Origin of the sequence: Pedococcus cremeus (assembly GCF_900111375.1) — a bacterium.
GTDB classification, from domain to species: Bacteria; Actinomycetota; Actinomycetes; order Actinomycetales; family Dermatophilaceae; genus Pedococcus_A; species Pedococcus_A cremeus.
This window is the reverse complement of record NZ_FOHB01000011.1, coordinates 100,978-123,111: the sequence shown is the minus strand read 5'-3', so window position 1 is coordinate 123,111 and position 22,134 is coordinate 100,978. Positions and strand designations below refer to the sequence as shown.

The window sequence follows — 22,134 nt, the reverse complement described above, 5'->3', positions numbered from 1 at the left end:
CCCTCTGCCGCAGCCGAGATACAAACCCACACCGTATGCTGGGGAAGGCGTTTACACCCGAGCCTGACTCTCGGGCGTAGACGCCCTCACCTTGGGTACGCGGCGGACATCGCCCCGCGAAATTGGAGGCACCAGCGCTAGAAGTAGCCTCCCCGGCCCAGCACCTCTTCACGCAAGGTCCGCAAAAGATGTGTCCTGCGGCGCGCGGGGGCGCCATCGCAGCGGCTGCCCCCCGCGGCTTGCTGGACCGGGCGCCACGGGACCGGGAACCGCGGCCCGGTCGAAGTCAGAGGCGTTCGATGAACGTCTGCCGCACGGTCGGCAGGGCCACCGCGACAAGCAACGCCAAGCTGATGCCCGCGTGGAGCAGGACGTTGCTGGCTACGTTCGCCACGTCGGGCACCTCCCGCACGGCGAAGGCGTACAGCCCGGCCGCGGCGATGCCGGCCAAGGCGGCCGCGGCCAGCACTGGCGTCCACCAGGACAGGGACCGGTAGATGCCCCAGGCGGCTGCGGTGAACCCGAGGATGGTCGCCCAAACCAGGACCTGGACGGTTACCCAGCGCGCTCCGCTGAGGTCTTGACCGCTCTTGCCGGCCGTGGCGGGCGTGAGCCACAGGAACGTGGTGCCGAACAAGAAGACCGCGATGGCGGTGATGGTGCGCATGGTGGGACTCCCCCTTCCGTTCCACGTCGGCTGCAGTCACCGGCGTGGGTGTGTGTCGTGATTGGGCAGGATCAGTGCCCGCTGGGCGCGTGGTGTGCGTGGGAGGCGTAGAGCCGGAAGCGGAACAGCATGACGGCGACCATGGCGACGCACGCCAGACCGCAGGTGCCGCCGACGAGCGCGTCCGCGGGAACGACTCCGGCCGCGTAGCCGGTCAACATGACCGCGCCGGCGGCGATGGTCGACCCGGCCATCTCGAGGGTGGGGCGCCAGTCCATGGCGCGGTACCGCATCCAGGCCGTCATGGAGGCAGCCAGGGCGAGCGTGGCGACCGCTGCGGTCGCGGCCGGTGCGCCGGTGATGGGGTTGGAGGTCCCCAAGGCAGCGGCCGCCGCGGTGACGGCAAGTCCGGTCAAGATGAGGGTGACGCACATGACGGCGCACATCTCGGCCACGTGCCGCCCGAACCGGGCTACCTGCTGGGCTGGTCCGTCGCGCGCCGGGGCGGCGCTGCCGAGGGTGGTGGCTGTGTGTGGTGCTCGCATGGTGTGCTCCTTCGCGTTCGGGCCCGGGCCCCGAGGGGGAAGCGGGCCGTTCGGAGAAGCAGTGATGCGGCGAGCGACCCGTCGTCGGGTCTTGTTGAGGTCAACATCGGCCGTGTGCCAGACGGCATGAAGGGCCAAAGGCCCTGCCTTTACGGTGGTGCGCGGCGCACCGGTGTGACTTGTGCCGGAGGTCGCCTTTGCCGTCAGGGCTTGGTCAGTGGCGCGCCGGTGCGGACGGCGACGACGACGTCGTGGATCGCCCGGGTGACGGCTGCGGCGTGCTCGGGTTCCTCCACGAAGGAGGCGTGCGCCGCCCCCGGCTCGACTCGGTGGATGCTGTTGGTCGACAGCGTCGCCAACTGGTTCTGCCACACCATCCACCCGGGGACGTTTCCCTGGCTGGCGGTCAGCACGACCAGCGGCTTCCCGTGCAGAGAGCGAAGCTGCGTGGCCTCGGCGGCGGAGCGATTGGCGACGCCGTACTCACCGAGCACCCCGGCCATTTCCGTGCCGGTGGCGGCGGTGGCACGCATGTCGTTGCGGTAGCTCGCCGGCAGTTGCGGGGAACTGGTGGCTGCGATGAGCCGGCCCAACCCCAGGTGGGAGGTGGTTGCCACCAGGGAGGTGGCGTGCTGCAGGAGGCTGTAGGAACCAGCCTTGGGCGGGGACACGGGGCCACCGCTCGTCTTGGAGGCGTCGATCAGGACCAGACCGGCGACCTCACTGGGGTAGCGCGCGGCGTAGGTCATCACGTAGTACCCGCCGAAGGAGTGCCCGGCCAGCACGTACGGCCCGGGGACGTGGGCGTTGTGAAGCAGGGCGTGCAGGTCGGTCACGTTCTGGGCACCATCGGGCGGGCTCGCGGGCGCGTCGCTCCAGCCCCGACCGGCCCGGTCGTACACGCAGACGCGGGTGTCGCGGGCCACCGCGGGCGCGATCAGACCCATCGAGGCCGCGGACCCGCCGGCACCAGGTTCCAGAACCACCGTCGGACCTCGCGAGCCCGTGCAATCCAGGTGGAGCCGGTACGGCCCAACGTCGACGAGCTGACCGCGCATGGCGACCGCGGGAGCGGTGGCCCCACCGATCGTCTCGTAGGCCCCCGCCAGGGCCAGGACCCCTAGGACCGCCAGGACCGGGTTCAGCAGCCACCGCCTGGTGCGGCTGTGCAGGTCGCGCCGGGCACGGGTCCACGCCCACACCACCAGGACCAGCAGGGCCGGTGGCCAGACCCAGCCGAGCGCGTCGACCAGGGAGTCCGGGGCCAGGAGCACGAGCGCGCCGGCCACCGCCATGAAGATCGCTGGCACCACGGCCCAGCGTTGTGGTTGTTCGGTCAGCCGGGTGGACAGCACGGCCAAGAGCGCCCACCCGAGGGCGAAGCCGAACAGCACCATCGCCGTGGAGAAGTCCACGTCCACCGTGGCAACCGGCAAGAAGGACAGGATCACCGCGGCCACCAACCCAGCGGCTAGCGACGCCGCCACCACCCTGCCGATGCGTCCGCGCGGCGGCTCCCGCCCAGCAGCAGCCTGGTCAACGGTGGCGGTATGGAGCGTGCTGCGCTGCGCCATGACGGGTCCCCTTGCGTCGTTCAGCGACCCCTCACCTCATCGAGCATGCGCGCATCGCTCCGGGCACCGGAATGGCCCAGGCGGGCTACGGCGGTCGCTAGGGGAAGCCAGACGGTGAAGGCCGCACCCGGGCTCAGAACCGGGGGCCCGTGACAGGGTCGCCATCATCGTGAGCCGTTGAGGTGCACGGCCCATGACTAGCCCGCTGTTTGACTGGTGGGCCCGATGGGAGCGAGCCACCCCGGTGCAGCGGCAGCTGCTGCGCCCTCGCCCAGATCGGCGGCTCCGAGGCCGCAGCGGTCTCCGACCTGGCACACGCCCTCGGGAAGAAGAAACGCCCGTGGCATCTCCGTCGCCCGCGACGAGGTGCTCCGCAAGGGCCTGGTCCACGTTCCCGAGCGCGGCTTCCTGCGCTTCTCAGTCCCCGGGATGGACGCCTTCATCGCCCGCAAGACTGAGCCCCACGAGCCAGGCCGGCCGCTTCGGCACCACAGGGGGTTCCAAGGGGCCGGTACTGGGAAGAGCAAACCGAGACCGGTCGACACACGGCCTCCTCGCCTGCGACAGCCGTGTTGAAGTCCTCGGTCAGTGCTCCTTGCCGGCCGACCGGGCGCGTGCATGGACGCGCTCACCTTGTGGCCCGAACAGGCTCAGCACCTCCGCGGGCTGGATGCCGTCGCTGCCGAACCAGTGCGGGACATTGGTGTTGAACTCGGCCACCTCGCCCGCCGTCAGTACGAGGTCGTGGTCGCCGAGGATCAACCGCATGTGACCGGAAAGCACGTACAGCCACTCGTACCCCTCGTGAGTCCTGAGCTGAGGGGTGCTGTTGCTGACAGGCACCACGATCTTCCACGCCTGCACCCCACTGGGTTGGCGGGTCAGCGGGAGGACCGTGCGCCCGTTGCGTTTGCTGGCCTTGAGCCGCACGCGCGGGTCACCCACCTCAGGGGCACCGACGAGGTCGTCCAGCGGGACCCGATACGCCTGAGCCAGCGGAAGCAGCAGCTCTAAGCTGGCCTTGCGCTGACCGGTCTCCAACCGGGACAGGGTGCTCTTGGAGATACCGGTTGACTCGGCCAGCGCGGTCAACGTCACGCCACGGTGCGCCCGCAGCTGCTTCAGCCGTGGGCCGACCTGCTCAAGCGCCTTCGCGATGGCCGCCGAGGAATCCTCCATGCCCACATGGTCCTCACCCGCCGTAGCGCTGGCAACGGACGTTGCCGTTTCTGGGCCGGCTGCCCATTGCTGGGAACACTTGGCCGTGGCCCCGCTCGAGTTCGTCAGACGCATTCATCACATGTGGTGATGCTTCTCATCAAGCGCGTTCGTACCGTCTCGCGCATGAGGCAACTACGCGGCCAACACACCCCGACGGAGCGGCGGCCTGGTCTGGCCGTGGCTTGGCTCGGATACACCCTCATGGCGGGATACGCGGGCAAAGCGGTCACCGTTCCCGGGAACAGCAACGAAGCTGGTGCAGTCAGGCGCAACGGCCCCAAGGTGTCCGCATGAACAACTACGACGTCCTCGTGGTCGGTGGCGGAGCCGCCGGTCTGTCCGCAGCCCTGGTGCTCAGCCGGGCCCGCCGCAACGTCGTCATCGTCGACTCCGGTAACCCACGCAACGCGCCCGCGGCACACATGCAGGGGTTCCTGTCGCGGGACGGAATGCCGCCGACTGACCTCCTTGAGACCGGCCGCGAGGAGGTCGCCGGGTACGGCGCCGTCATCGTGAACGGCACCGTGCGCGAGCTGGTTCGATGCGACGGTTCAGGCTTTCAGGCGCTGCTCGCCGACGGTCAGCGCCTCAAGACCCGACGAGTACTGGTCACCACCGGGCTGCACGACGAGCTACCCGACATCCCCGGCCTGGTTGACCGCTGGGCCAAGGACGCCCTGCACTGCCCGTACTGCCACGGATGGGAAGTCCGAGACGAGCCGCTCGGGGTCCTGTGGCACGGACCCGACACCGTCCGCTACGCCCACATCGTCCGGCAGTGGACCCACGACCTCGTCCTGTTCGTCCCCGACGGCGCCCTCTCCGAGCTGGACCGGTCCCAGCTCGTCGCGCGCGCCATCGGCATCGTCGAAGGCGACATCGACCACCTCGTCATCCAGGACGATGCCCTGCACGGGGTCGCGATGAGCGACGGACGCGTCATCCCTCGCCACGCGGTGTTCGTCCCTCCGCGGTTCACCCCGCACTCCGACCTCCTCGCCGGCGTCGGATGCGAGCTCGACGACCAAGGCTGGGTCACCACCGGCACCAACGGCGCCACCACGGTCCCCGGTCTGTGGGTCGCCGGCAACGTCACCAACCCGCGCGCCCAGGTCATCACCGCGGCAGGCGAAGGGTCCGCCGCCGCCATCGCCATCAACAACGACCTCGTCGACGCCGACATCAGCGCGGCAGTGGACCTGTTCAATCACGGCTTCGTTCCCTGATCGGACCCGCGCCGTCAAGGCACGTATCGCCCTCACCAACACCACCCTCAGGAGCTCCACCATGCCCAACCCCAGTGCACCCAACCCCGGCACGCCAGCCACGCCACCGCGGCTCACGCCTCCGAGCAAGCACCAGCTCGCCCTCATGATCTGGCTCTGCGTGTTCCCCACCCTGACCCTGATCAACCTTGCCCTGGGGGGCTGGCTGCGGCCGATGAACCCGGTGCTGCGCACCTTCGTCCTGGCCACCATCGCCGTCCCCATCGTCATCTACGGACTCATGCCGCAGCTGCACAAGGTCCGGGCGCGCCTGGTCACGCGGGACACCGCACGCTAGGCCACGCCACGGCAACCCCCGCCAGTTTGTCCCGGCGAACAGACCGCCCGGACCTTCATCCCCCTGCCGAAGGTTCGGGCTCTGCCGTTCGGCGGGCGCCGCGACCTGGGCCCGAAAGCACCTCGGCGCCGGTCGCGGCTGTTCTACGCTGCACACAGCCAGCCGGGTGTCGCGATCGGAGCGGGCATGACAGGTCCCCTGCTCACCACCAAGATGTTCGTCCCGCGCCCCAAGGCCGGCACCCTCGTTCGCGCCCGAGTCAGCGACCTACTTGACCAGGGCGTGTCGACCAAGCTCACCCTGGTCGCTGCCCAAGCCGGGTTCGGCAAGACCACCGCCCTCGCCAACTGGGTGCACCAACGTTGCGCCCCCGGCCTGGTCGCATGGCTCTCCCTCGACTCCGGCGACACCGACCCAGCGACGTTCTGGACCTACGTCGTCACCGCCCTGTCTGCCACCAACCCCGACATCGGCTCCGGCGTCCTGCCTCTGCTCGAGGGCGCAGGCCGGCCGACACCCGCAATGCTCACCGAGCTCCTCAACCGGCTCGCGGAACTCGAACACGACGTCGTGCTGGTCCTGGACGACTACCACCTGGCCGACGGCCCGGACATCGCCGAGGCGGTCACGTTCCTCCTCACGCACCTGCCGCCGCAGGCGCACCTCGTGCTCAGCACCCGAACCGACCCGAGCCTGCCGCTCAGCCGCCTGCGTGCCCGCGGAGAGCTCGTCGAGATCCGCGCCGCCGACCTGCGGTTCACCAACGCCGAAGCGACCAGCTACCTGCACGGCGCCGGCGTGGACCTCGACCCACCCGAGGCCGCCATCCTCGAGAGCCGCACGGAAGGCTGGGCGGCGGCACTGCAGTTGGCCGTCCTGTCACTGCAGGACCGCACCGACGTCGCCGACTTCCTCGCCGACTTCGCCGGTGATGACCGGTTCATCGTCGACTACCTCGTCGAGGAAGTCCTCAGCCGTCAACCACGGGATGTTCGGGAGTTCCTGCTCCGCACCTCCATCCTCGAGCGCCTCACCGGCCCGCTGTGCGACGCGGTGACCGGCCACACCGGAGGCGGCGACACCCTGCAACAGCTCGAACGGGAGAACCTGTTCGTCATCCCGCTCGACGCCCGACGCCAGTGGTACCGATACCACCACCTGTTCGCGGACGTCTTGCGCGCACACGCAGCAACCGACCCAGCGGGCACTCCGCTGGCGACTCTGCACCTGCGGGCCAGCGCCTGGTACGACGCAGACGAGCGGCCCGTTCCGGCCGTACGGCACGCCCTGTCAGCCGGAGACCCCGCGCGTGCGGCCGCGCTCATGGAGACGGCGATGCCCAGGCTGCTCCGCGACCGGCAGGAAGCGACCATTGTCCGCTGGGTCGACGCCGTTCCCGCAGACGTCGTCAGCTCGCGCCCTGCCCTGGCCATGGGCTTCATCGCAGGGCTGATGGCCCACAACGACGTGAGCTCGGTACCGGCACGCCTCGACGAGCTGGACGCGCTCCTCGCCCGGTTGGCTGCCGCGAGGGCGGCCGAGCCCGTTGTGCTGGTTGAGGACCCGACCGAAGTGCCCCGGCTGCCCGGAAAGGTGCAGCTGTACCGCGCGGCCTACGCCTTGGTGACCGAGGACCTTGACGGCACGCAGCGGCACGTAGCCCTTGCCACGGCCGCGGCAGCTCCTGACGACCACCCGACCCGCGCGGGCGCGTGGGGCCTGTCCGGGCTGGCCCACTGGCGCCTTGGGGACATCGAAGCCACCCACCAGTGCTACTCGAGGTGCGTCGAGGAGCTCCTCCAGGCCGGTCACCTCTCAGACGTGTTGGGCTGCACCACGACACTGGCAGACATCCGCATCACCCAAGGCCGGCTCAGCGACGCGACACGAACGCTGCAGCGCACCCTCGCCCTGACCACGACCACGACCACGACCACGACCACCGAGGCTGTGCCGAGAGGTACTGCAGACATGCACGCGGGCCTAGCAGGCGTCGCCCTCGAGCGCGGTCAGCTCGATGACGCGGAGAGCCACCTGCGTCGAGCCCAGGAGCTCGGCGAAGCGGCCGGTATGCCGCAGCACGCCTCACAGGTCCGGGTCACCATGGCCCTCGCACGTGCGGCCCGAGGTGACGTCAACGAGGCGCTGACCCTGCTCGAGGAGGCCGAGCGGCTCTACGTCCCCGACTTCAAGCCGGACGTCCGGCCCGTGCACGCCACGCGCGCACGGCTACTCATCGGTCAAGGACGTCTCGACGAAGCCCGCGCATGGGCGGCCACCCACCAGCTGCGGCCCGACGACGAGCTGACATACGTGCGGGAGCATGAGCACATCACCCTGGCCACGCTCCTCCTTGCTGAGAGCCGAGGTGGCCAAGCACAGCACCTGGACGAGCTGCGCCCGTTCCTGGCGCGGCTGCACGCCGCAAGCGATGCAGGCGGTCGACACGGCACCCTCGTGGAGATCGCGGTGCTCGAGGCGTGTGCCGCCCTCGCGGCCGGCGACCACCAGGAAGCTGGCGACCACCTGCGGCTCGCACTCCGGCTCAGTGGCCCCGAACGCTTCACCCGCCCGTTCACCGACCATGCAGGCGACCTGCCCAGGCTGGTCCAGTTGCTCACCCCAGAGGAGCAGCAGTCTGCCTGGGTTGGCACGCTGCTCGCTGCCTGCACGCCTGAAGTTCCCCCGACAGCCCAAGCCAGGGTGCGGCCACCACGGCAGGACCTGGTGGACCCGCTCAGCCAGCGCGAGCTGGAAGTCCTCCGGCTGCTCGCCACCGACCTCAGCGGACCGGAGCTGGCCCGGCACCTGGTCGTGTCCCTGAACACGGTGCGAACTCACACCAGGAACGTGTACGGCAAGCTCGGTGTCAGCGGCCGGCGAGCCGCGGTCAGCCGCGCCCGAGAGCTCAACCTGTTGAGCCGCCAGGACGAATGACCCCGCACAGCACACAGGATGACGGCTGCCCCCGGGTTTGGACCGTTAGCGCAGCGCCTTCACCGGGAGGACAGCGAACGCCCCTGCAGCAGCGCAAGCCGCCGCCACCGCGAACAGGACGCTGTAGCTGCCCGCCCCCAGCGACAGGATTCCCGGCGCCAGCGCGGGGGCGAGCGTGAACGGGACCGCCCCGGCGTAGTTGAAGACCCCCAGGTCCTTGGCGGCGTTGTCCGGGTCGGGCAGCACCTCCGTGACCAAGGCGAGGTCGACGGCGAAATACAGCCCGAACCCAAGACCGCTGACCGCCACGGCCACGAGATACATCGGGAACGTCGTGGCGATGCTGAGCAGCACCATGGCCACGGCGTACACCAGCGCGGCAGCGCACACGAACACCTTCCTGCGCCCGACCCGGTCGGAAATGCGCCCACCCACCAAGGACGCCAGCACGACCGCTGACGACTGCGCCACAGTCCCGAGAAACACCAAGTCCGGAATCTCTGCCTCGGCCGCATGCAGGCGGTCGAGGAGGAAGTACACCTGGTAGGTGGTGAGAAACGCGTACGCCATCACCAGCAGGAACCGGCTGAGGAACGCCCAGGCGAAGTCCGGGTGGCGGCGCGGGTTGACGACGAAGGTTGTCACCACCTCCCGCGGCGTCCACGCCGGCTTCACCTCGGCCGCGAGCCTGCGGTCCTTCAGATTCAGCGCGAACACAACGATGAACACGCCCCCGACGGCGCACGGCAGCAAGAACATGGCCAGTTGATGCCCGGAGAACAGCTTCACGACGAAGGTCGCACCGATCGACGCCACCGGCAGGCACACCCCGAGGACGCCGGAGACCTGGCCGCGCTGCGTGGTCGGGACCTGGTCGGGCAGGACGGCCACGTGCACCGCGAGGACGGCGTTGAAGAACAGCTGGGCCAGACACCACCCGAGGACGACCGTGGCGATGTTCGTCGCCGTGGCCACGCCCAGGATTCCGGCCGTGCCCCCGAGCAGTCCGCCGACCATCCACGGGCGGCGCATGCCCCACCGCGAGGAGGTCCGGTCGCTCAACCGGCCGAACATCGGGTTGCCGACCAGACTCACCGCTGAACCGGCGCCGGCGACCAGGGCCAGGCTCGCGGGGGCGGCGGGCGGGCCGACCAGGTCGTTCACCTTCAGCGCCAGAGTGACCGCGAGCGGTGCGATGAACAGCAGGCACGTGCCCAGATACGACAGCGTGTAGAGGGTCACGAAACCCCACCCGACGTGGGCCTGGGGCGTTGGCGCTCGAACGGTTGCGGTGGACATGTCCTGCATGCGCGGCCTCCCGGGGCGACCGCGGCCCAGCCGAAGCCAAGTCGCCCGTCCACGGTAAGCAGCGGCCGCGTCCCTCACCAGAGGTGTTCACCGTAGAACCGCCGGTCGCAAGCCTTGGTGTGGGCGCATTCGTCCGGGTTCGGGCCCTGAGGGCCAGCGGTGTGACTCCGAGATTCACCGTGCCGTTCACCAAATGCGGTGATGGCTGCTCACCACATGCGCTCCTAGCTTGCGACGCACCGAGCCAGTTCACCTCCAACCGTCCTCCAGGAGAGGCCATGACGCACCAGCCAGCCCCCACCGGGCGCGACCGAGCCTGGTACGAGATCCGCTTCCAAGGACAGCTCGGCGCCCACTGGGCCGCCCGCTTCGACGGCATGACCCTGACCCCGCTCGACGACGGCACCAGCGTCTTGCACGGCTACGTCACCGACCAAGCCGCCCTGCACGGACTCCTCCGCCAGCTCGGCGACCTCGGCATCACCCTGCTCTCCCTTCACCAACAGGAGTCCGAAATCCCAACCCCAACCACCGAACCAGGAGACTGACATGGCCACCATCGCCTCAGCACGCCCCAACTCCACCGCCCGCCCCGCCACCGACTGGACCCGCAACCACGCGCGAGCCTCCGGCATCTTCTACCTGCTCACCTTCGCCTCATCCATCGCCGCGGTCGTGTACTTCCTCAAGCCAGTCCTGGACAACCCGAACTACATCGTCGGCCCTGGGCAGGACACCCGCGTCATCATCGGCTGCCTCCTCGACGTCGTGAACGCCCTCACCTGCATCGGCACCGCCGTCGCCGTCTACCCGGTGGTCAAGCGCCAGAACCGCTCCATGGCGCTGGGGTTCGTCACCTCCCGCATGTACGAGGCCGCCGTCATCATGGTCGGCGTCATCTGCCTCCTCGCCGTCGTCGCGCTGCGCGACGCCACCGCGTCAGGAACCAACGCCAACACCCTGGTGACCATCGGCCACGAACTCGTCGCGATGCGCGACTACACCTTCCTCCTCGGCCCCAACCTCGCCGCGTGCGTCAACGCCCTGCTGTTCGCCACCCTGCTGTTGAAGTCCCGGCTCGTGCCCCGATTCATCCCCGCCATGGGCCTGGCCGCCGCACCGCTGCTGCTCGCCCCGACCATCGCGACCATCCTCGGCGCCACCGAGCACGGGTCCATCTGGTGGGCCCCCGGTGGCGCACTCATCTTCGTCTGGGAGCTCACCGTCGGCCTGTACATGACCTTCAAGGGCTTCAAGCCCACCGCCCTGACCGCCACCCCGCCCCAGTCGTAGCACCGCTGGCTCTGGCTTCGAGAGGACCCGCTCATGCTCACCGTGGAACGACTCACCAAACGCTACGGCTCCGCTGTCGCCGTCGACGACATCACCTTCACCGCCCGGCCGGGACGCGTCACCGGATTCCTCGGCCCCAACGGCGCCGGGAAGTCCACGACCATGCGGATGATGGTCGGCCTCACCTGGCCGACCGCCGGCGCCGCCACCGTCCTCGGACGCCGGTTCACCGACCTGCCCAACCCCGGACGCGAGGTCGGGGTCCTGCTCGACGCCTCCGCCCAGCACGCCGGCCGGACCGGACGCGAAATCCTCACCCTCGCCGCGCAGACCATGGGCCTGCCGGCGAGCCGGGTCCAGGAGATGCTCGCCAAGGTCAGCCTCACCGACATCGAAGCCCAGCGGCGCGTGCGTGACTACTCCCTGGGCATGCGCCAACGCCTCGGCATCGCCACCGCCCTCATCGGCGACCCGCAGGTCCTCATCCTCGACGAACCCGCCAACGGCCTCGACCCCGCCGGCATCCGCTGGATGCGCGACCTCCTGCGCAGCTACGCCGACCGCGGCGGCACCGTCCTGCTGTCCTCGCACCTGCTGCACGAGATCGAGGTCATCGCGGACGACCTCGTCGTCATCGGCCACGGCCGCATCGTCGCCCAAGGCACCAAGGCCGACCTGCTCGCCAGCACCGGCACCCTCGTCCAGACCCGCGACGGCGCCACCCTCACCACCGCCCTAGACAGCGCTGGCACGACCTACACCGGGCACGGCGTCCGTGGCGCCACCGGCATCACCACCCTGCGCGTCGACGCCGACCCCGAGCACGTCGGCCAGCACGCTGCCCGCGCCGGCGTCGCCCTGCTCGAGCTGCGCCCCGCGGAAGGCGCGGGCCTGGAGGAGATGTTCCTCGAGCTCACCGCCCAAACCCAGCGAGAAGGAGCAGTCGCATGAGCACCACCGCCCTGTCCGACGTCACCACGCCGACCACCACACCCACCGCCACGTCGCCCACAGCCGGCGCGCACGCCCGCATCCCGGTGCGGCGCCTCGTCACTGTCGAGCTCCGCAAGTGCTTCGACACTCGCTCCGGGTTCTGGCTGCTGGTCGGCACCGGGCTGGCCGCCGTTGCGGCCACCGTCCTCGTCATCGCGTTCGCACCAGCCGACCAGCTCAGCTACGGCACCTTCACCTTGGCCATCGGGAAACCCATGAGCGTCCTGCTGCCGCTCATTGCACTGCTGTCCGTCACGGCCGAGTGGACCCAACGCAGCGGACTGACCACGTTCTCCCTCGTCCCGCACCGTGGCCGCGTCATCCTCGCCAAAGGCATCGCCATGCTCACGGTCGGCGTCGTCGCCATGGTGTTGGCGTTCCCCCTCGGAGCCCTGGGCAACATCGCCGGCACGACCATCCACGGTCTGGAGCCGGTCTGGGACCAGACCGTCACCGACCTGGCCTACTACGCCCTTGCGAACACGCTCCTGATGGCGGTCGGGTTCATGCTCGGCGTCCTCATCCGCGCGTCGGCCGGCGCCATCGTCACGTACTTCATCTACGCGTTCGTCGCGCCCACCCTCCTGACGTTCCTTGCCATGGGGCAGGAGTGGTTCCGCAATGCCCAGCCCTGGGTCGACCCCAACTACAGCCAGGACGCCCTCTTCCACGGCGGGTTCAGCGCCGAGCAGTGGGCCCAGCTCGGTGTGACGTCCGCGGCGTGGCTGGTCGCGCCGCTGACCATCGGCCTGGTCACCCTGCTGCGCTCGGAGGTGAAGTGACCATGGCCTTCACACCCACCACCGGGGCCTCGGCGACAGCTGCCCCACGCCCACAGCCGACCAACAACTCACCTGAGCCCACTCAGGCGACGCCCACGACGATGCGCGCCCTCGCACAGGACGCGTACGGGCCACCGGACGTGCTGCGCCTGGTGACCGCCCCCGTCCCCGAACCCGGACCCGGCCAGGTCCTGGTGCGCGTGCACGCCAGCTCGGTCAACGCCCGCGACTGGCACATCATGCGCGGCGAACCACGCCTGGCCCGCGTGCTCGACCGCACCGTCTTCGGCCGCCAAGCACCACAGGTGCCGATTCGCGGAACCGACTTCGCCGGCACCATCCAAACCGTCGGCGAGCACGTCACCGGTTGGCGGCCTGGAGACCTCGTCTTCGGAGAAGCCGATGCCGCCTGGGCCGAGTACACCGTCGCCTCCCAAGACGCCATCACACAGGTCCCGGCGTCCGTGACACCGCAGGAGGCGGCCACCCTGCCCCTGGCCGGCACCACCGCGCTCACCTGCCTGGACGCCGCACGCCTGCGGTCCGGCGACTACATCCTCATCAACGGCGCCTCCGGCGGGGTCGGCACGTTCACCATTCAGATGGCTCACGCCCGAGGCATGTACGTCACCGCCGTCTGCAGCGCCCGCAACGCAGCCCAGGCCAAGGCGCTCGGCGCTAACAAAGTCATCGATTACGCGACCACTGACTTCTGCGCCACCGGTGAACGCTACGACGCCGTACTCGACCTCGTCGGAAACCGGTCAGTGCGTGAGCTGCGCAAGCTCGTGCGCAACACCGGCGCGCTGGTGCTGTCCGGAGGCGGCGTACCCGGCACCGGACACCTCGTCGGCCCCCTCGGGTTGCTGGTCCGCGCCCAGTTCCTGTCGCGCACCCCCGGCCCGCGAATCGTCATCCCGCAGGCACTGCCCACCACCACCCAGCTGCGCAAGCTGGGCATACTCGCCGGCACACGAGCCGCGGCCCCGGTCGTGGACCGGGTCTTCGACCTGGCCGACGGTGCGGACGCCGTCCGCTACGTCGAGACCGAACACGCCCGCGGCAAAGTCCTCCTCACCATCACGCCTTGGGACGTCGCCCGCGACCTCAGCCCGGCAGCGAACTCACCGGCTGGACGGTAGCCGGCTAGGGAAGCGCTCCCAGCCGTCGTGAGCCAGCCCACGCAAACGCTGCACCTCCGAGTCCAGTCCAGCGATGAGTTCGCTCGGGGACTCACTGGGTGTGTCCCTATTGACGGCTACACGCCGGGCAGGCGTTTACCGGATCTGCCGATGAGCGGACGTTGTTGGTCCCGAGCAGGACCAAACAGGGCGGGGAGGTTCATCGTCCGCGATGACCGCCATGAGCCGCTCAAATGTGCGAAGTGTTGACGACGGCTGAAGACTGAACGTCCTGCGCTGCAAAAGCAAAGGGCCAACGTTCCCAGCAAACGAACGACGATCCGCCTCGCTCGTAGAGTCTCCAAGTCGCGGACGGTACCTTGTCGTGCGGTCAGCCCTGCGCCGCCTTCGTGCATGCCTCCTGCACGGTTCGGTACTGGCCTGTCAGCCGGTTGTGTTCGTCGACTGTCGCCGACAGGGCATCGCGGGCCGCGTTGTACTGACTTATAGCGGCATTCGTTGCGGGGGTGACGCGTGCTCCAGCCGCGTTCCACGTCGCAACCATCTTCGTTGCGGCCCGAAGCGCTGTCGCGCTCGCCTTCGCCTCACGGGCCTCCTGCTTGAGACTCAGCCTGAAGTGGTCCCACTCGGCGAGGCAACCCTTGGGGAGAGTCCCGGTGTCGCAACGCGCGATCGCAGCTCTGAACAGCGCGCCCTTCTGCTGAGACGCGGTTATCGCGGTGGTTGCCGCCCGCTTGTCCGCCTGCATCTTCTTCATGGTCGCCTGGTACTGAGGGCTCCCGGAGGGGACGCGTCCGCTCGTCACGCCGTTGAACGCGTCGCTGTAGTGGTTGAGTGCATCGATCGTTGCTCGCGTTCCCTCGATTGACTTGTTCTCCATCTCGACGAAGCCGCTTCGGACGGTTTGGCATGCCGAGGAGAGACGATCCGCCTGCTGTGACGTCTGCAAGTTCGAACAGCCCGGCAATGCGATGACGAGCAGGAACCCGGCGAACGTGACGAGCAACAGTCTCGGCTCTCTGCGCATCGCTATGCCCCGCTTCCTCAACTTCCACTCTGCCTAGAGGGCATCTTGAACTCTGCCTGCCGGGGCGTCGCGACGAGCAGGGTCCAACGTCACGACCGGCTGGTTTCCTCGCCGTCTGGCAACTCGGCACCGGGGGTCACAGAGAGACCGGCCAGTCGCCCCCACCGCGTTCTGGTCCGATGTGCGGAGCAATCCCCGCAACTTCCTGTTCGTCTTCATCGGGGGACTGATCGCGATTGGGTGGGGGCTGACATCGGCTACCGACCCCGCGCTCTCGGCAGGCACGTGTAGCCGGTGCGGCGGCTACTGTCGGCGCAGCGCTGATGTGGCTGTCGTATGCCCTGTACTTGCGACCCGGACCGTTGTCCCAGGCGACGTGGCAAGAGCAGCCGGCGCGATGACGACTCGTCTTCCTCATCCGCCACCTGTGGCTCGTCGCCACACCGACAGCACGCAAGACAAGTTCGGCAGCCAACGCTGGGAGTTCAGTCGCTGCGAAACCCCAACCTCTGCTCTGGACGTGAACTGCTTCCGCGGCATGAGCGGACGTTGGCTGGCGCTAGCGGCTCGGAGGGGCCGTGTCTGTCCGGCCACCTGTCTGCCTATTCGGTGTGCGGGCCGCGGTTCGGTGCGGTGGGGTGCGCGAAGGGCGCGAAGCGCCCGGAGCGCGGGTGACGCAGTGCACCGAAGGCTGGCACCTGACGGAGGAGCCCGCTCGCAGCGAAGGACCTGCTCGGCTCACGGCGTCGACCCGGCCGGGGCGACCTCCGGGGCGACCTCCGAGGCAACCCGCTCGTGCGGCGCCACCGGCCTGATGCTGGCAGAGCGCAGGGCTGCTGCCTCGGCGGACCGGCTCTCGGCAGTGTCCACGTCGCCGGCCGCGCGGGCCAGGCGGGCCAGCCCCTCGAGGCCCGTGGCAGTCAACCCCGGCTCCCCGGTCGAGCGCCCGAGGGCCACCGCCTGCTCGTAGCCGTCGAGAGCGAGCGTTGCTGCGCCGACGGCCTCGTCACAACGGGCGAGCTGGGCAAGGGCCAGCCCTCGCATGACGGGCGTTCGCAGCTCGGTGAACCCGGCGACTGCGGCTCCGAAGTGGGTCCGCGCCTGCTGCCAGTCTCCCGAGAGCTGCGCCAACAGCCCCGTTCCGTAGTCGGCGAGGACGGAACCCGCGCCGTCACCGACGTGCCGGGAAGCATCCGCCGCGCGCTGGAACAGGCTGCGGGCCTCCTCGGGGTGCCCCAGATCGAGCTGCGTGACGCCCAGGTCGGCCAGGGCCCACTGCACCGTGTTCCACAGGCTGGCGGAGGCTGCCACGTCGATGGCTTCCTCCAACACCCGTGCCGCGTCCTCGTGGCGGCCGTACTGCCGCAGCCCCCAGCCGAGGTGGTAGAGCGTGGCCGAGAGCCCCCATGGGTCGTTGAGCTGGCGGAACGCCGCTGCCGTCGCGCGCCCCAGACGCACGGCCTCCTCGTCACCCCTCTTGAGGGCGATCTCCATGCGGACGAAGCCGATGACCGCCGCACCCCAGGCGTCCCGGTCGGCGGCGAACTGTGCAGCGGCCTCGTCGAGCAACGCCTCGTGGCGCCCTCCGTCCGCGCCGGCCACGGCTTCGACGGCGAGCAGCACCTTCGACAACGCTGCGCGCGAGGCATCACCGGCCTCTTCGAAGACCGCAAGGCTCTCGGCGGCAGCAGCGGCGCACTCCGGGCTGGGGTGGACAAGGCAGGCTCGGGGCCGCTCCACGAGCGAGAGCGCCTGCAGGGCACGCGCCCTCGCCGCCGGCGAGCCGGTCGGTGTGGCCAGCAGTCGCCGCAGCACCTCACGTCCCTCGAGGTGCCGGCCCAGGTGCCAGAACAGCCCCAGCGAGCCCGCCAGCTCCAGCGCTGCGTCGTGGTCACCGGCCTTCGCACCCCACCACGCCAGCGCGGCGCGGATGTTCGGCTGCTCCTCCCGCAGCACCCGTAGCGCCTCACGCTGCCCACCACGGCGCAGCAACAGCTCGCACTCGGCGGCCACCTGCTGGTAGTACCGGGCGTGCCGGCGCGCAAGCGCGGCGGCGTCGCCAGCAGCGTCCAGCCGCTCGGCGGCATACTCGCGCAGGGTCTCGAGCATCCGGTAGCGCGTGGCCACCCCACGCTCGACCACGATCATCGACCGCTGCACCAGCCGACCGACGACGTCGAGCACCTCACCCACCCGCAGCGCCTCGCCACCCAGCACGGCCTCTGCGGCCTCCAGCGTCCAACCACCGTGGAAGACGGCGAGCCGGTCGAAGACTTGGCGTTCCTGCAGGGTGAGCAGGTCGTAGCTCCAGTCCACGGCAGCCCGCAGCGTCCGTTGCCGCGCCTCCGCGGTCCGGTTGCCCGACGTGAGCAGCGCGAACCGGTGGACGAGCCGGGCGGCGATCTCCGAGGGTGACAGCGTGGTGACGCGTGCGGCGGCCAGCTCCAGTGCCAGGGGCATGCCGTCCAGGGCCCGAGCGATCGTCGCCACGGCGGCGAGGTCACCGTCGGACGACACCGCCGTCGGCGCCAGCGCGCGCGCCCGCTCGGCGAAGAGCTGGGCCGCCGGGTAGGTCAGGACCTCTGCTGGGGACACGTCGACCGGTGGCGTCTCGAGCGGCCCGACGGTGACCTGGACCTCCTCGGGCACTGCGAGGGCCTCGCGGCTCGTCGCGAGCACGGTCACGTGGGGGCAGCGGCCCAGGACCTCATCGACCACGGCGGCGGCAGCGTCGACGACGTGCTCGCAGTTGTCGAGGAGCAGCAGAGACCGCCGCCCAGCGAGGAAGGCGGACAGCCGGCTCCGGACGTCGTGGTCGGCGGCCGCGCCGTCCAACGGCACCCCCACGGCCTCGGCCACCGCCCACGGCACCTGGTCGGCGGAGCCCACCGAGGCCAGCCGCACCCCGTACACCCCGTCGGGGAACCGGTCCGACGCGCGCGCTGCCACGGAGAGCGCGAGAGAGGTCTTCCCCGCTCCACCGGGACCGACCAGCGTCAACAGGCGGGTCTCGCCGACGAGCTCGGTGAGGACATCGAGCTGCTCGTCGCGTCCGACGAGGGGGCGGGCCACCGTGGGCAGGCTGCTCGCCGACAGCCAGGCCTCCTCGGGCGGTCGCAGCCTGGCGGCGGCGACCGAGGGCGCAGCGAGGTCGGCCGGCTCCCCCAGCGACGGGTCCTGGCGCAGGACCCGCTCGTGCAGCGACCGCAGGGTCACGGACGGCTCCAGCCCGAGCGAGTCGTCCAGTACCTTGCGCGTCCGCCGGTAGACCTCGAGGGCGTCGGCCTGTCGATCGGCGCGGTACAGCGCCACCATCAGCAGGCCGGCCAGCGACTCCAGCGTGGGGTCTGTGGCCACGAGCGGCTCGAGGTCGGCGACGGCCTCCAGAGGCCGGCCGAGGCCCAGGGCGACCTGCGCCCGCTCGGTGAGGGCCGCCAGGTGCAGCTCCCTCAGCCGGCCCGCCTCCACGGTCGCCCACGGCTCGTTCGCGAAGTCGCTCAACGGCTGTCCTCGCCACAGCGCCAGTGCCTCGTCGTAGCGCGCCAGGTGCTCTTCGCCGGGATGAAGCACCCCGGCGGCGCCGGCGCGGGCGCTGCCGACCCTGGCCGCGAAGGCGACCGCGTCGACGCTCTCGGGGTCCACGTCTACCCGGTACCCGGTGCCGTGTCGCACGACCAGGTCCCGCAGCCCGCTCACCGCGAGCGCCCGCCGCAGCTTGGACACCCGGATCTGCAGGGCGTTGACGGGGTCCACCGGCAGTGACGAGCCCGACCACAGGCGGTCGACCAGCGCCGTGGCCGGCACGGTGCGCCCGGGCACGAGCAGCAGCTGGGCCAGGAGCGCCCGTTCGGCGGGGCCGGGGAGCCGGGCCGGCTCGCCGTCGACGAGGACCTCCATGGGCCCCAGCAGCAGGTAGCGCACGTCGTCCACCGCGGTACCACCCTTCGACAGGGTCATGGTGCCGGACGGTGCGCGGGCCGGCAACGACCCGCTCGTCGCCTGCAGGCGCACCGAGCCGCCGACGCGGGCAGCACCCTCACCGACCGACGGTGGCGCCGGGTGCGGCACCGGGACGGGGGGTGTATGCCGTGCCGGTGAAGACGTCGAGGACGTCACCCAGGCGCATGGTGCCCGTCAGCCGGACCCGAGAGGTGTGCGCGTCGGCCTCGACAGTCGTCACGCCGGGGACGTCACGCAACCAGCGCGACACCTCTCGCACGCACCTGCGACAGCCCATGCCGTCGACCAGCAGCGTGATCTCGTGGCCCATCGGCCTCCTCCTCCGCTCACCTGTTGCTCGCGCTCGACCCATCCTCCTCTGCCGCCCTGTCGGATCACTGTCCGCCGACATCCAGCTGACGGGAGAGACCGAGCCGGTCGAGCTGGACCCAGTACTCCACGATGCGTCCGGCGGCGACGCGGTAGACCGCCGAGCCCACCTCGACCAGCGGCGCCCCGGTCGGGGCACGGCCGTCGAACTCACCGACGTGGTGGCCCTCCTGGCGCCAGCGCACGTAGACGTGGTCAGCCTCCCCGAGGAGCTCGGTGACGGTGTAGCGGAACGGGCCGAAGGTGCGGAGCATGTCGCGCACGTGCGCGGCATACTCCTCCGGCGTGCGCACCACCTGGTGCGCGCCCTCGGCGACGACCTGGTGCGCCACGACGGTCGGCGCCATCAGCTCGCGCGCTGCGTCCGGGTCGCCGGTCACCCGGACACGGCCCAGGAAGGCCGCCACGACCTGCGCCGCCCCGGTGGGGCCGGTCACGGCCGGCACCTCACCGGGGCGAACCTCGAACGTCCTCACCGGTCCGCCACGCTGGAGCGTAAGCCACGCAGCCGCAGGCTGTTGGAGACCACGAAGACCGACGAGAAGGCCATGGCGGCCCCCGCGATCATGGGGTTCAGCAGCCCGGCCGCCGCCAGGGGCAGCGCGGCCACGTTGTAGGCGAACGCCCAGAACAGGTTGCCGCGGATGGTGCCCAGCGTCCGCCGCGCAAGGCGGATGGCGTCGCCCGCGGCCCTCAGGTCGCCGGTGACCAGGGTGAGGTCGCTGGCCTCGATGGCGACATCGGTACCGGTGCCCATCGACAGGCCGAGGTCGGCCTGGGCGAGGGCAGCGGCGTCGTTGACCCCGTCGCCGACCATGGCCACGACCTTGCCCTGGGCCTGCAGGTCCTTGACGACGGCGACCTTGTCGGCGGGCAGCACCTCGGCGACCACCTGCTCGATGCCGACCTCCCTGGCGACCGCACGGGCCACCGTGTGGTTGTCACCGGTGAGGAGCACGGGAGTGAGGCCGAGCGCCTTCAGCTGGTCGATGGCTGCCTTGGAGGTGGGCTTGACGGCGTCAGCGACGGCGAGCACACCGCGCGCCCTGCCGTCCCAGCCCACCGCGACCGCAGTCTGGCCGGCCGACTCGGCCGCTGCCATGGCGGCCTCGAGGTCCGGTGGCAGGTGCTGGGCCCACTGGTCGAGCAGCCGCGCACGGCCGACCAGCAGGGCGTGCCCGTCGACGATGCCCTGCACCCCGAGGCCCTCGACGTTGGCGAAGTCCTCCGGTGACGGCAGCGTGCCGACCCTCTCCGTGGCGCCCTTGGCGACCGCCTGGGCGATGGGGTGCTCCGAGTGGTCCTCCAGCGCCCCGGCGAGCCGCAGCACCTCGTCGACGTCCTCGCCTTCGGTGACGTGCACGTCGACCAGCGTCATCCGCCCGGTAGTGACGGTGCCGGTCTTGTCGAGAACCACGGTGTCGACGCGGCGGGTCGACTCCAGGACCTCGGGACCCTTGATGAGGATGCCGAGCTGGGCGCCGCGACCCGTGCCGACCATGAGGGCCGTCGGCGTGGCCAGCCCGAGGGCGCACGGGCAGGCGATGATGAGCACTGCCACCGCGGCGGTGAAGGCCGCGGACGGCCCGCTGCCGGCGCCGATCCAGAACCCCAACGTGGCGAGAGACAGGGCGATCACGACCGGGACGAAGACTCCGGAGATGCGGTCAGCGAGCCGCTGGGCGGCGGCCTTGCCGTTCTGGGCGTCCTCCACCATTCGCGCCATCTGGGCCAGCTGGGTGTCGGTGCCGACCCGGGTCGCTGCGACCAGCAGCCGGCCGCCGGCATTGACCGTGGCACCGACCACGGGGTCGCCCGGGCCGACCTCGGCCGGGACGGACTCGCCGGTCAGCATGGAGTTGTCGACCGCGGACGCGCCCTCCACGACCGTGCCGTCGGTGGCGACCTTCTCACCGGGACGGACCACGAAGGTGTCGCCCACCTCCAGCTGGTCGACCGGGATCCGCGTCTCGACCCCGCCGCGGACCACCGCGACGTCCTTGGCACCGAGCTCGAGCAGCGCCCGCAGGGTCGCCCCGGCACGCCGCTTGGAGCGGGCCTCGAAGTACCTCCCGGCCAGGATGAAGCTGGTCACGCCCGCGGCGGCCTCCAGGTAGATGTTGGCCGAGCCGTCGGTGCGGCGGATCGCCAGCTCGAACGGGTGCGTCATCCCGGGGGTTCCGGCGTCGCCGAGGAACAGGGCGTACAGCGACCAGCCGAACGCCGCGAGGGTTCCCACCGAGACGAGGGTGTCCATGGTGGCGGCACCGTGCCGCAGGTTCACCCACGCCGCCCGGTGGAACGGCCACGCGCCCCACACCACGACCGGCCCGGCGAGGGCCAATGAGAGCCACTGCCAGTGGGTGAACTGCAAGGCGGGCACCATCGCCAGCACGACCACCGGCAGCGACAGCAGGACGGACACCACCAAGCGCTGCCGCAGCGGGCGCACCGGGTCGTCGTCCTCTCGCGGCCCCACGGTGCCGTCCTCACGCGGCCGCTCGGGCAGCTGCGCGGTGTAGCCCGCCTGTTCGACCGCACCGATCAGGTCCTCGGTGCTCACGCCCGGACCCGCTATGACGCGCGCCTTCTCGGTGGCGTAGTTGACGGTCGCGCTGACGCCCTCGAGCTTGTTCAGCCGGCGCTCCACCCGCGAGGCGCACGAGGCACAGGTCATACCTCCGATCACCAGCTCGACCGGAGGGCCACCGGTGCTGACGTCGGCCGTTTCCTGGTTGGTGCTCATGGCGTGT

General features: G+C 70.5%; 18 protein-coding genes. 8 read left to right on the top strand and 10 right to left on the bottom strand.

Annotation, left to right across the window (positions count from 1 at the left end):
• Positions 1-286: 286 nt before the first annotated feature.
• The 4 genes from BMW78_RS18645 to BMW78_RS18630 all read right to left on the bottom strand — a co-directional run bounded on the left by BMW78_RS18645 (position 287) and on the right by BMW78_RS18630 (position 3,965).
• Complete coding sequence (locus tag BMW78_RS18645; protein ID WP_091762807.1) at positions 287-667, bottom strand: hypothetical protein; 381 nt, start codon at positions 665-667, stop codon at positions 287-289.
• Between the two features lie 71 nt (positions 668-738).
• Positions 739-1,212 (bottom strand): hypothetical protein, encoded by a 474-nt coding sequence (locus BMW78_RS18640; protein ID WP_091762805.1) that lies wholly within the window; start codon positions 1,210-1,212, stop codon positions 739-741.
• 203 nt (positions 1,213-1,415) lie between these two features.
• Positions 1,416-2,786 carry an alpha/beta hydrolase gene (locus BMW78_RS18635; RefSeq protein WP_091762803.1) on the bottom strand — a complete coding sequence of 457 codons (1,371 nt, stop codon included), beginning with the start codon at positions 2,784-2,786 and terminating at the stop codon, positions 1,416-1,418.
• Between the two features lie 585 nt (positions 2,787-3,371).
• Positions 3,372-3,965 carry a helix-turn-helix domain-containing protein gene (locus BMW78_RS18630; protein WP_091762842.1) on the bottom strand — a complete coding sequence of 198 codons (594 nt, stop codon included), beginning with the start codon at positions 3,963-3,965 and terminating at the stop codon, positions 3,372-3,374.
• A 332-nt stretch (positions 3,966-4,297) separates the two neighbouring features.
• Here BMW78_RS18630 and BMW78_RS18625 point away from each other — a divergent pair, with 332 nt between their 5' ends.
• From BMW78_RS18625 to BMW78_RS18615, 3 genes are all read left to right on the top strand, one after another.
• A complete protein-coding gene (locus tag BMW78_RS18625; protein ID WP_091762801.1) occupies positions 4,298-5,233 on the top strand; it encodes an NAD(P)/FAD-dependent oxidoreductase in 936 nt (311 codons plus the stop codon).
• Between the two features lie 61 nt (positions 5,234-5,294).
• Positions 5,295-5,570, top strand: coding sequence for a putative antibiotic biosynthesis monooxygenase (locus BMW78_RS18620; RefSeq protein WP_091762799.1), 276 nt, complete (start codon positions 5,295-5,297; stop codon positions 5,568-5,570).
• A 186-nt stretch (positions 5,571-5,756) separates the two neighbouring features.
• A complete protein-coding gene (locus tag BMW78_RS18615; protein WP_091762797.1) occupies positions 5,757-8,507 on the top strand; it encodes a winged helix-turn-helix domain-containing protein in 2,751 nt (916 codons plus the stop codon).
• 45 nt (positions 8,508-8,552) lie between these two features.
• On the opposite strand, the gene BMW78_RS18610 is transcribed toward BMW78_RS18615, so the two are convergent.
• Positions 8,553-9,749 carry an MFS transporter gene (locus BMW78_RS18610; RefSeq protein ID WP_218144425.1) on the bottom strand — a complete coding sequence of 399 codons (1,197 nt, stop codon included), beginning with the start codon at positions 9,747-9,749 and terminating at the stop codon, positions 8,553-8,555.
• Positions 9,750-10,093: 344 nt separating this feature from the next.
• Between BMW78_RS18610 and BMW78_RS18605 the strand changes: the two genes are divergently transcribed.
• Genes BMW78_RS18605 through BMW78_RS18585 form a run of 5 tightly spaced genes read left to right on the top strand, consistent with a single transcriptional unit; the run spans position 10,094 to position 14,025 of the window.
• Positions 10,094-10,363, top strand: coding sequence for a hypothetical protein (locus BMW78_RS18605; RefSeq protein ID WP_091762793.1), 270 nt, complete (start codon positions 10,094-10,096; stop codon positions 10,361-10,363).
• A gap of 1 nt (position 10,364) precedes the next feature.
• Positions 10,365-11,108 carry a DUF4386 domain-containing protein gene (locus BMW78_RS18600; RefSeq protein ID WP_091762791.1) on the top strand — a complete coding sequence of 248 codons (744 nt, stop codon included), beginning with the start codon at positions 10,365-10,367 and terminating at the stop codon, positions 11,106-11,108.
• Between the two features lie 33 nt (positions 11,109-11,141).
• On the top strand, positions 11,142-12,059 hold the full coding sequence (locus BMW78_RS18595) for an ABC transporter ATP-binding protein (protein ID WP_091762789.1): 918 nt from the start codon (positions 11,142-11,144) through the stop codon (positions 12,057-12,059).
• Complete coding sequence (locus BMW78_RS18590; protein ID WP_245735980.1) at positions 12,056-12,883, top strand: ABC transporter permease subunit; 828 nt, start codon at positions 12,056-12,058, stop codon at positions 12,881-12,883. Before BMW78_RS18595 ends, BMW78_RS18590 begins: the two co-directional genes overlap by 4 nt.
• 2 nt (positions 12,884-12,885) lie before the next feature.
• Complete coding sequence (locus tag BMW78_RS18585; protein WP_218144424.1) at positions 12,886-14,025, top strand: NAD(P)-dependent alcohol dehydrogenase; 1,140 nt, start codon at positions 12,886-12,888, stop codon at positions 14,023-14,025.
• 370 nt (positions 14,026-14,395) lie between these two features.
• On the opposite strand, the gene BMW78_RS18580 is transcribed toward BMW78_RS18585, so the two are convergent.
• The 5 genes from BMW78_RS18580 to BMW78_RS18560 form a co-directional block, all read right to left on the bottom strand.
• Entirely contained in the window at positions 14,396-15,073 is a 678-nt protein-coding gene (locus tag BMW78_RS18580; protein ID WP_143056337.1) for a hypothetical protein, read from the bottom strand.
• A 717-nt stretch (positions 15,074-15,790) separates the two neighbouring features.
• A complete protein-coding gene (locus BMW78_RS18575) occupies positions 15,791-19,009 on the bottom strand; it encodes an AfsR/SARP family transcriptional regulator (RefSeq protein ID WP_143056336.1) in 3,219 nt (1,072 codons plus the stop codon).
• 79 nt (positions 19,010-19,088) lie between these two features.
• Complete coding sequence (locus BMW78_RS18570) at positions 19,089-19,322, bottom strand: heavy-metal-associated domain-containing protein (protein WP_177180469.1); 234 nt, start codon at positions 19,320-19,322, stop codon at positions 19,089-19,091.
• A 64-nt stretch (positions 19,323-19,386) separates the two neighbouring features.
• On the bottom strand, positions 19,387-19,818 hold the full coding sequence (locus tag BMW78_RS18565) for an ester cyclase (protein ID WP_218144423.1): 432 nt from the start codon (positions 19,816-19,818) through the stop codon (positions 19,387-19,389).
• 35 nt (positions 19,819-19,853) lie between these two features.
• A complete protein-coding gene (locus BMW78_RS18560; protein WP_091762781.1) occupies positions 19,854-22,127 on the bottom strand; it encodes a heavy metal translocating P-type ATPase in 2,274 nt (757 codons plus the stop codon).
• Positions 22,128-22,134 lie beyond the last annotated feature (7 nt).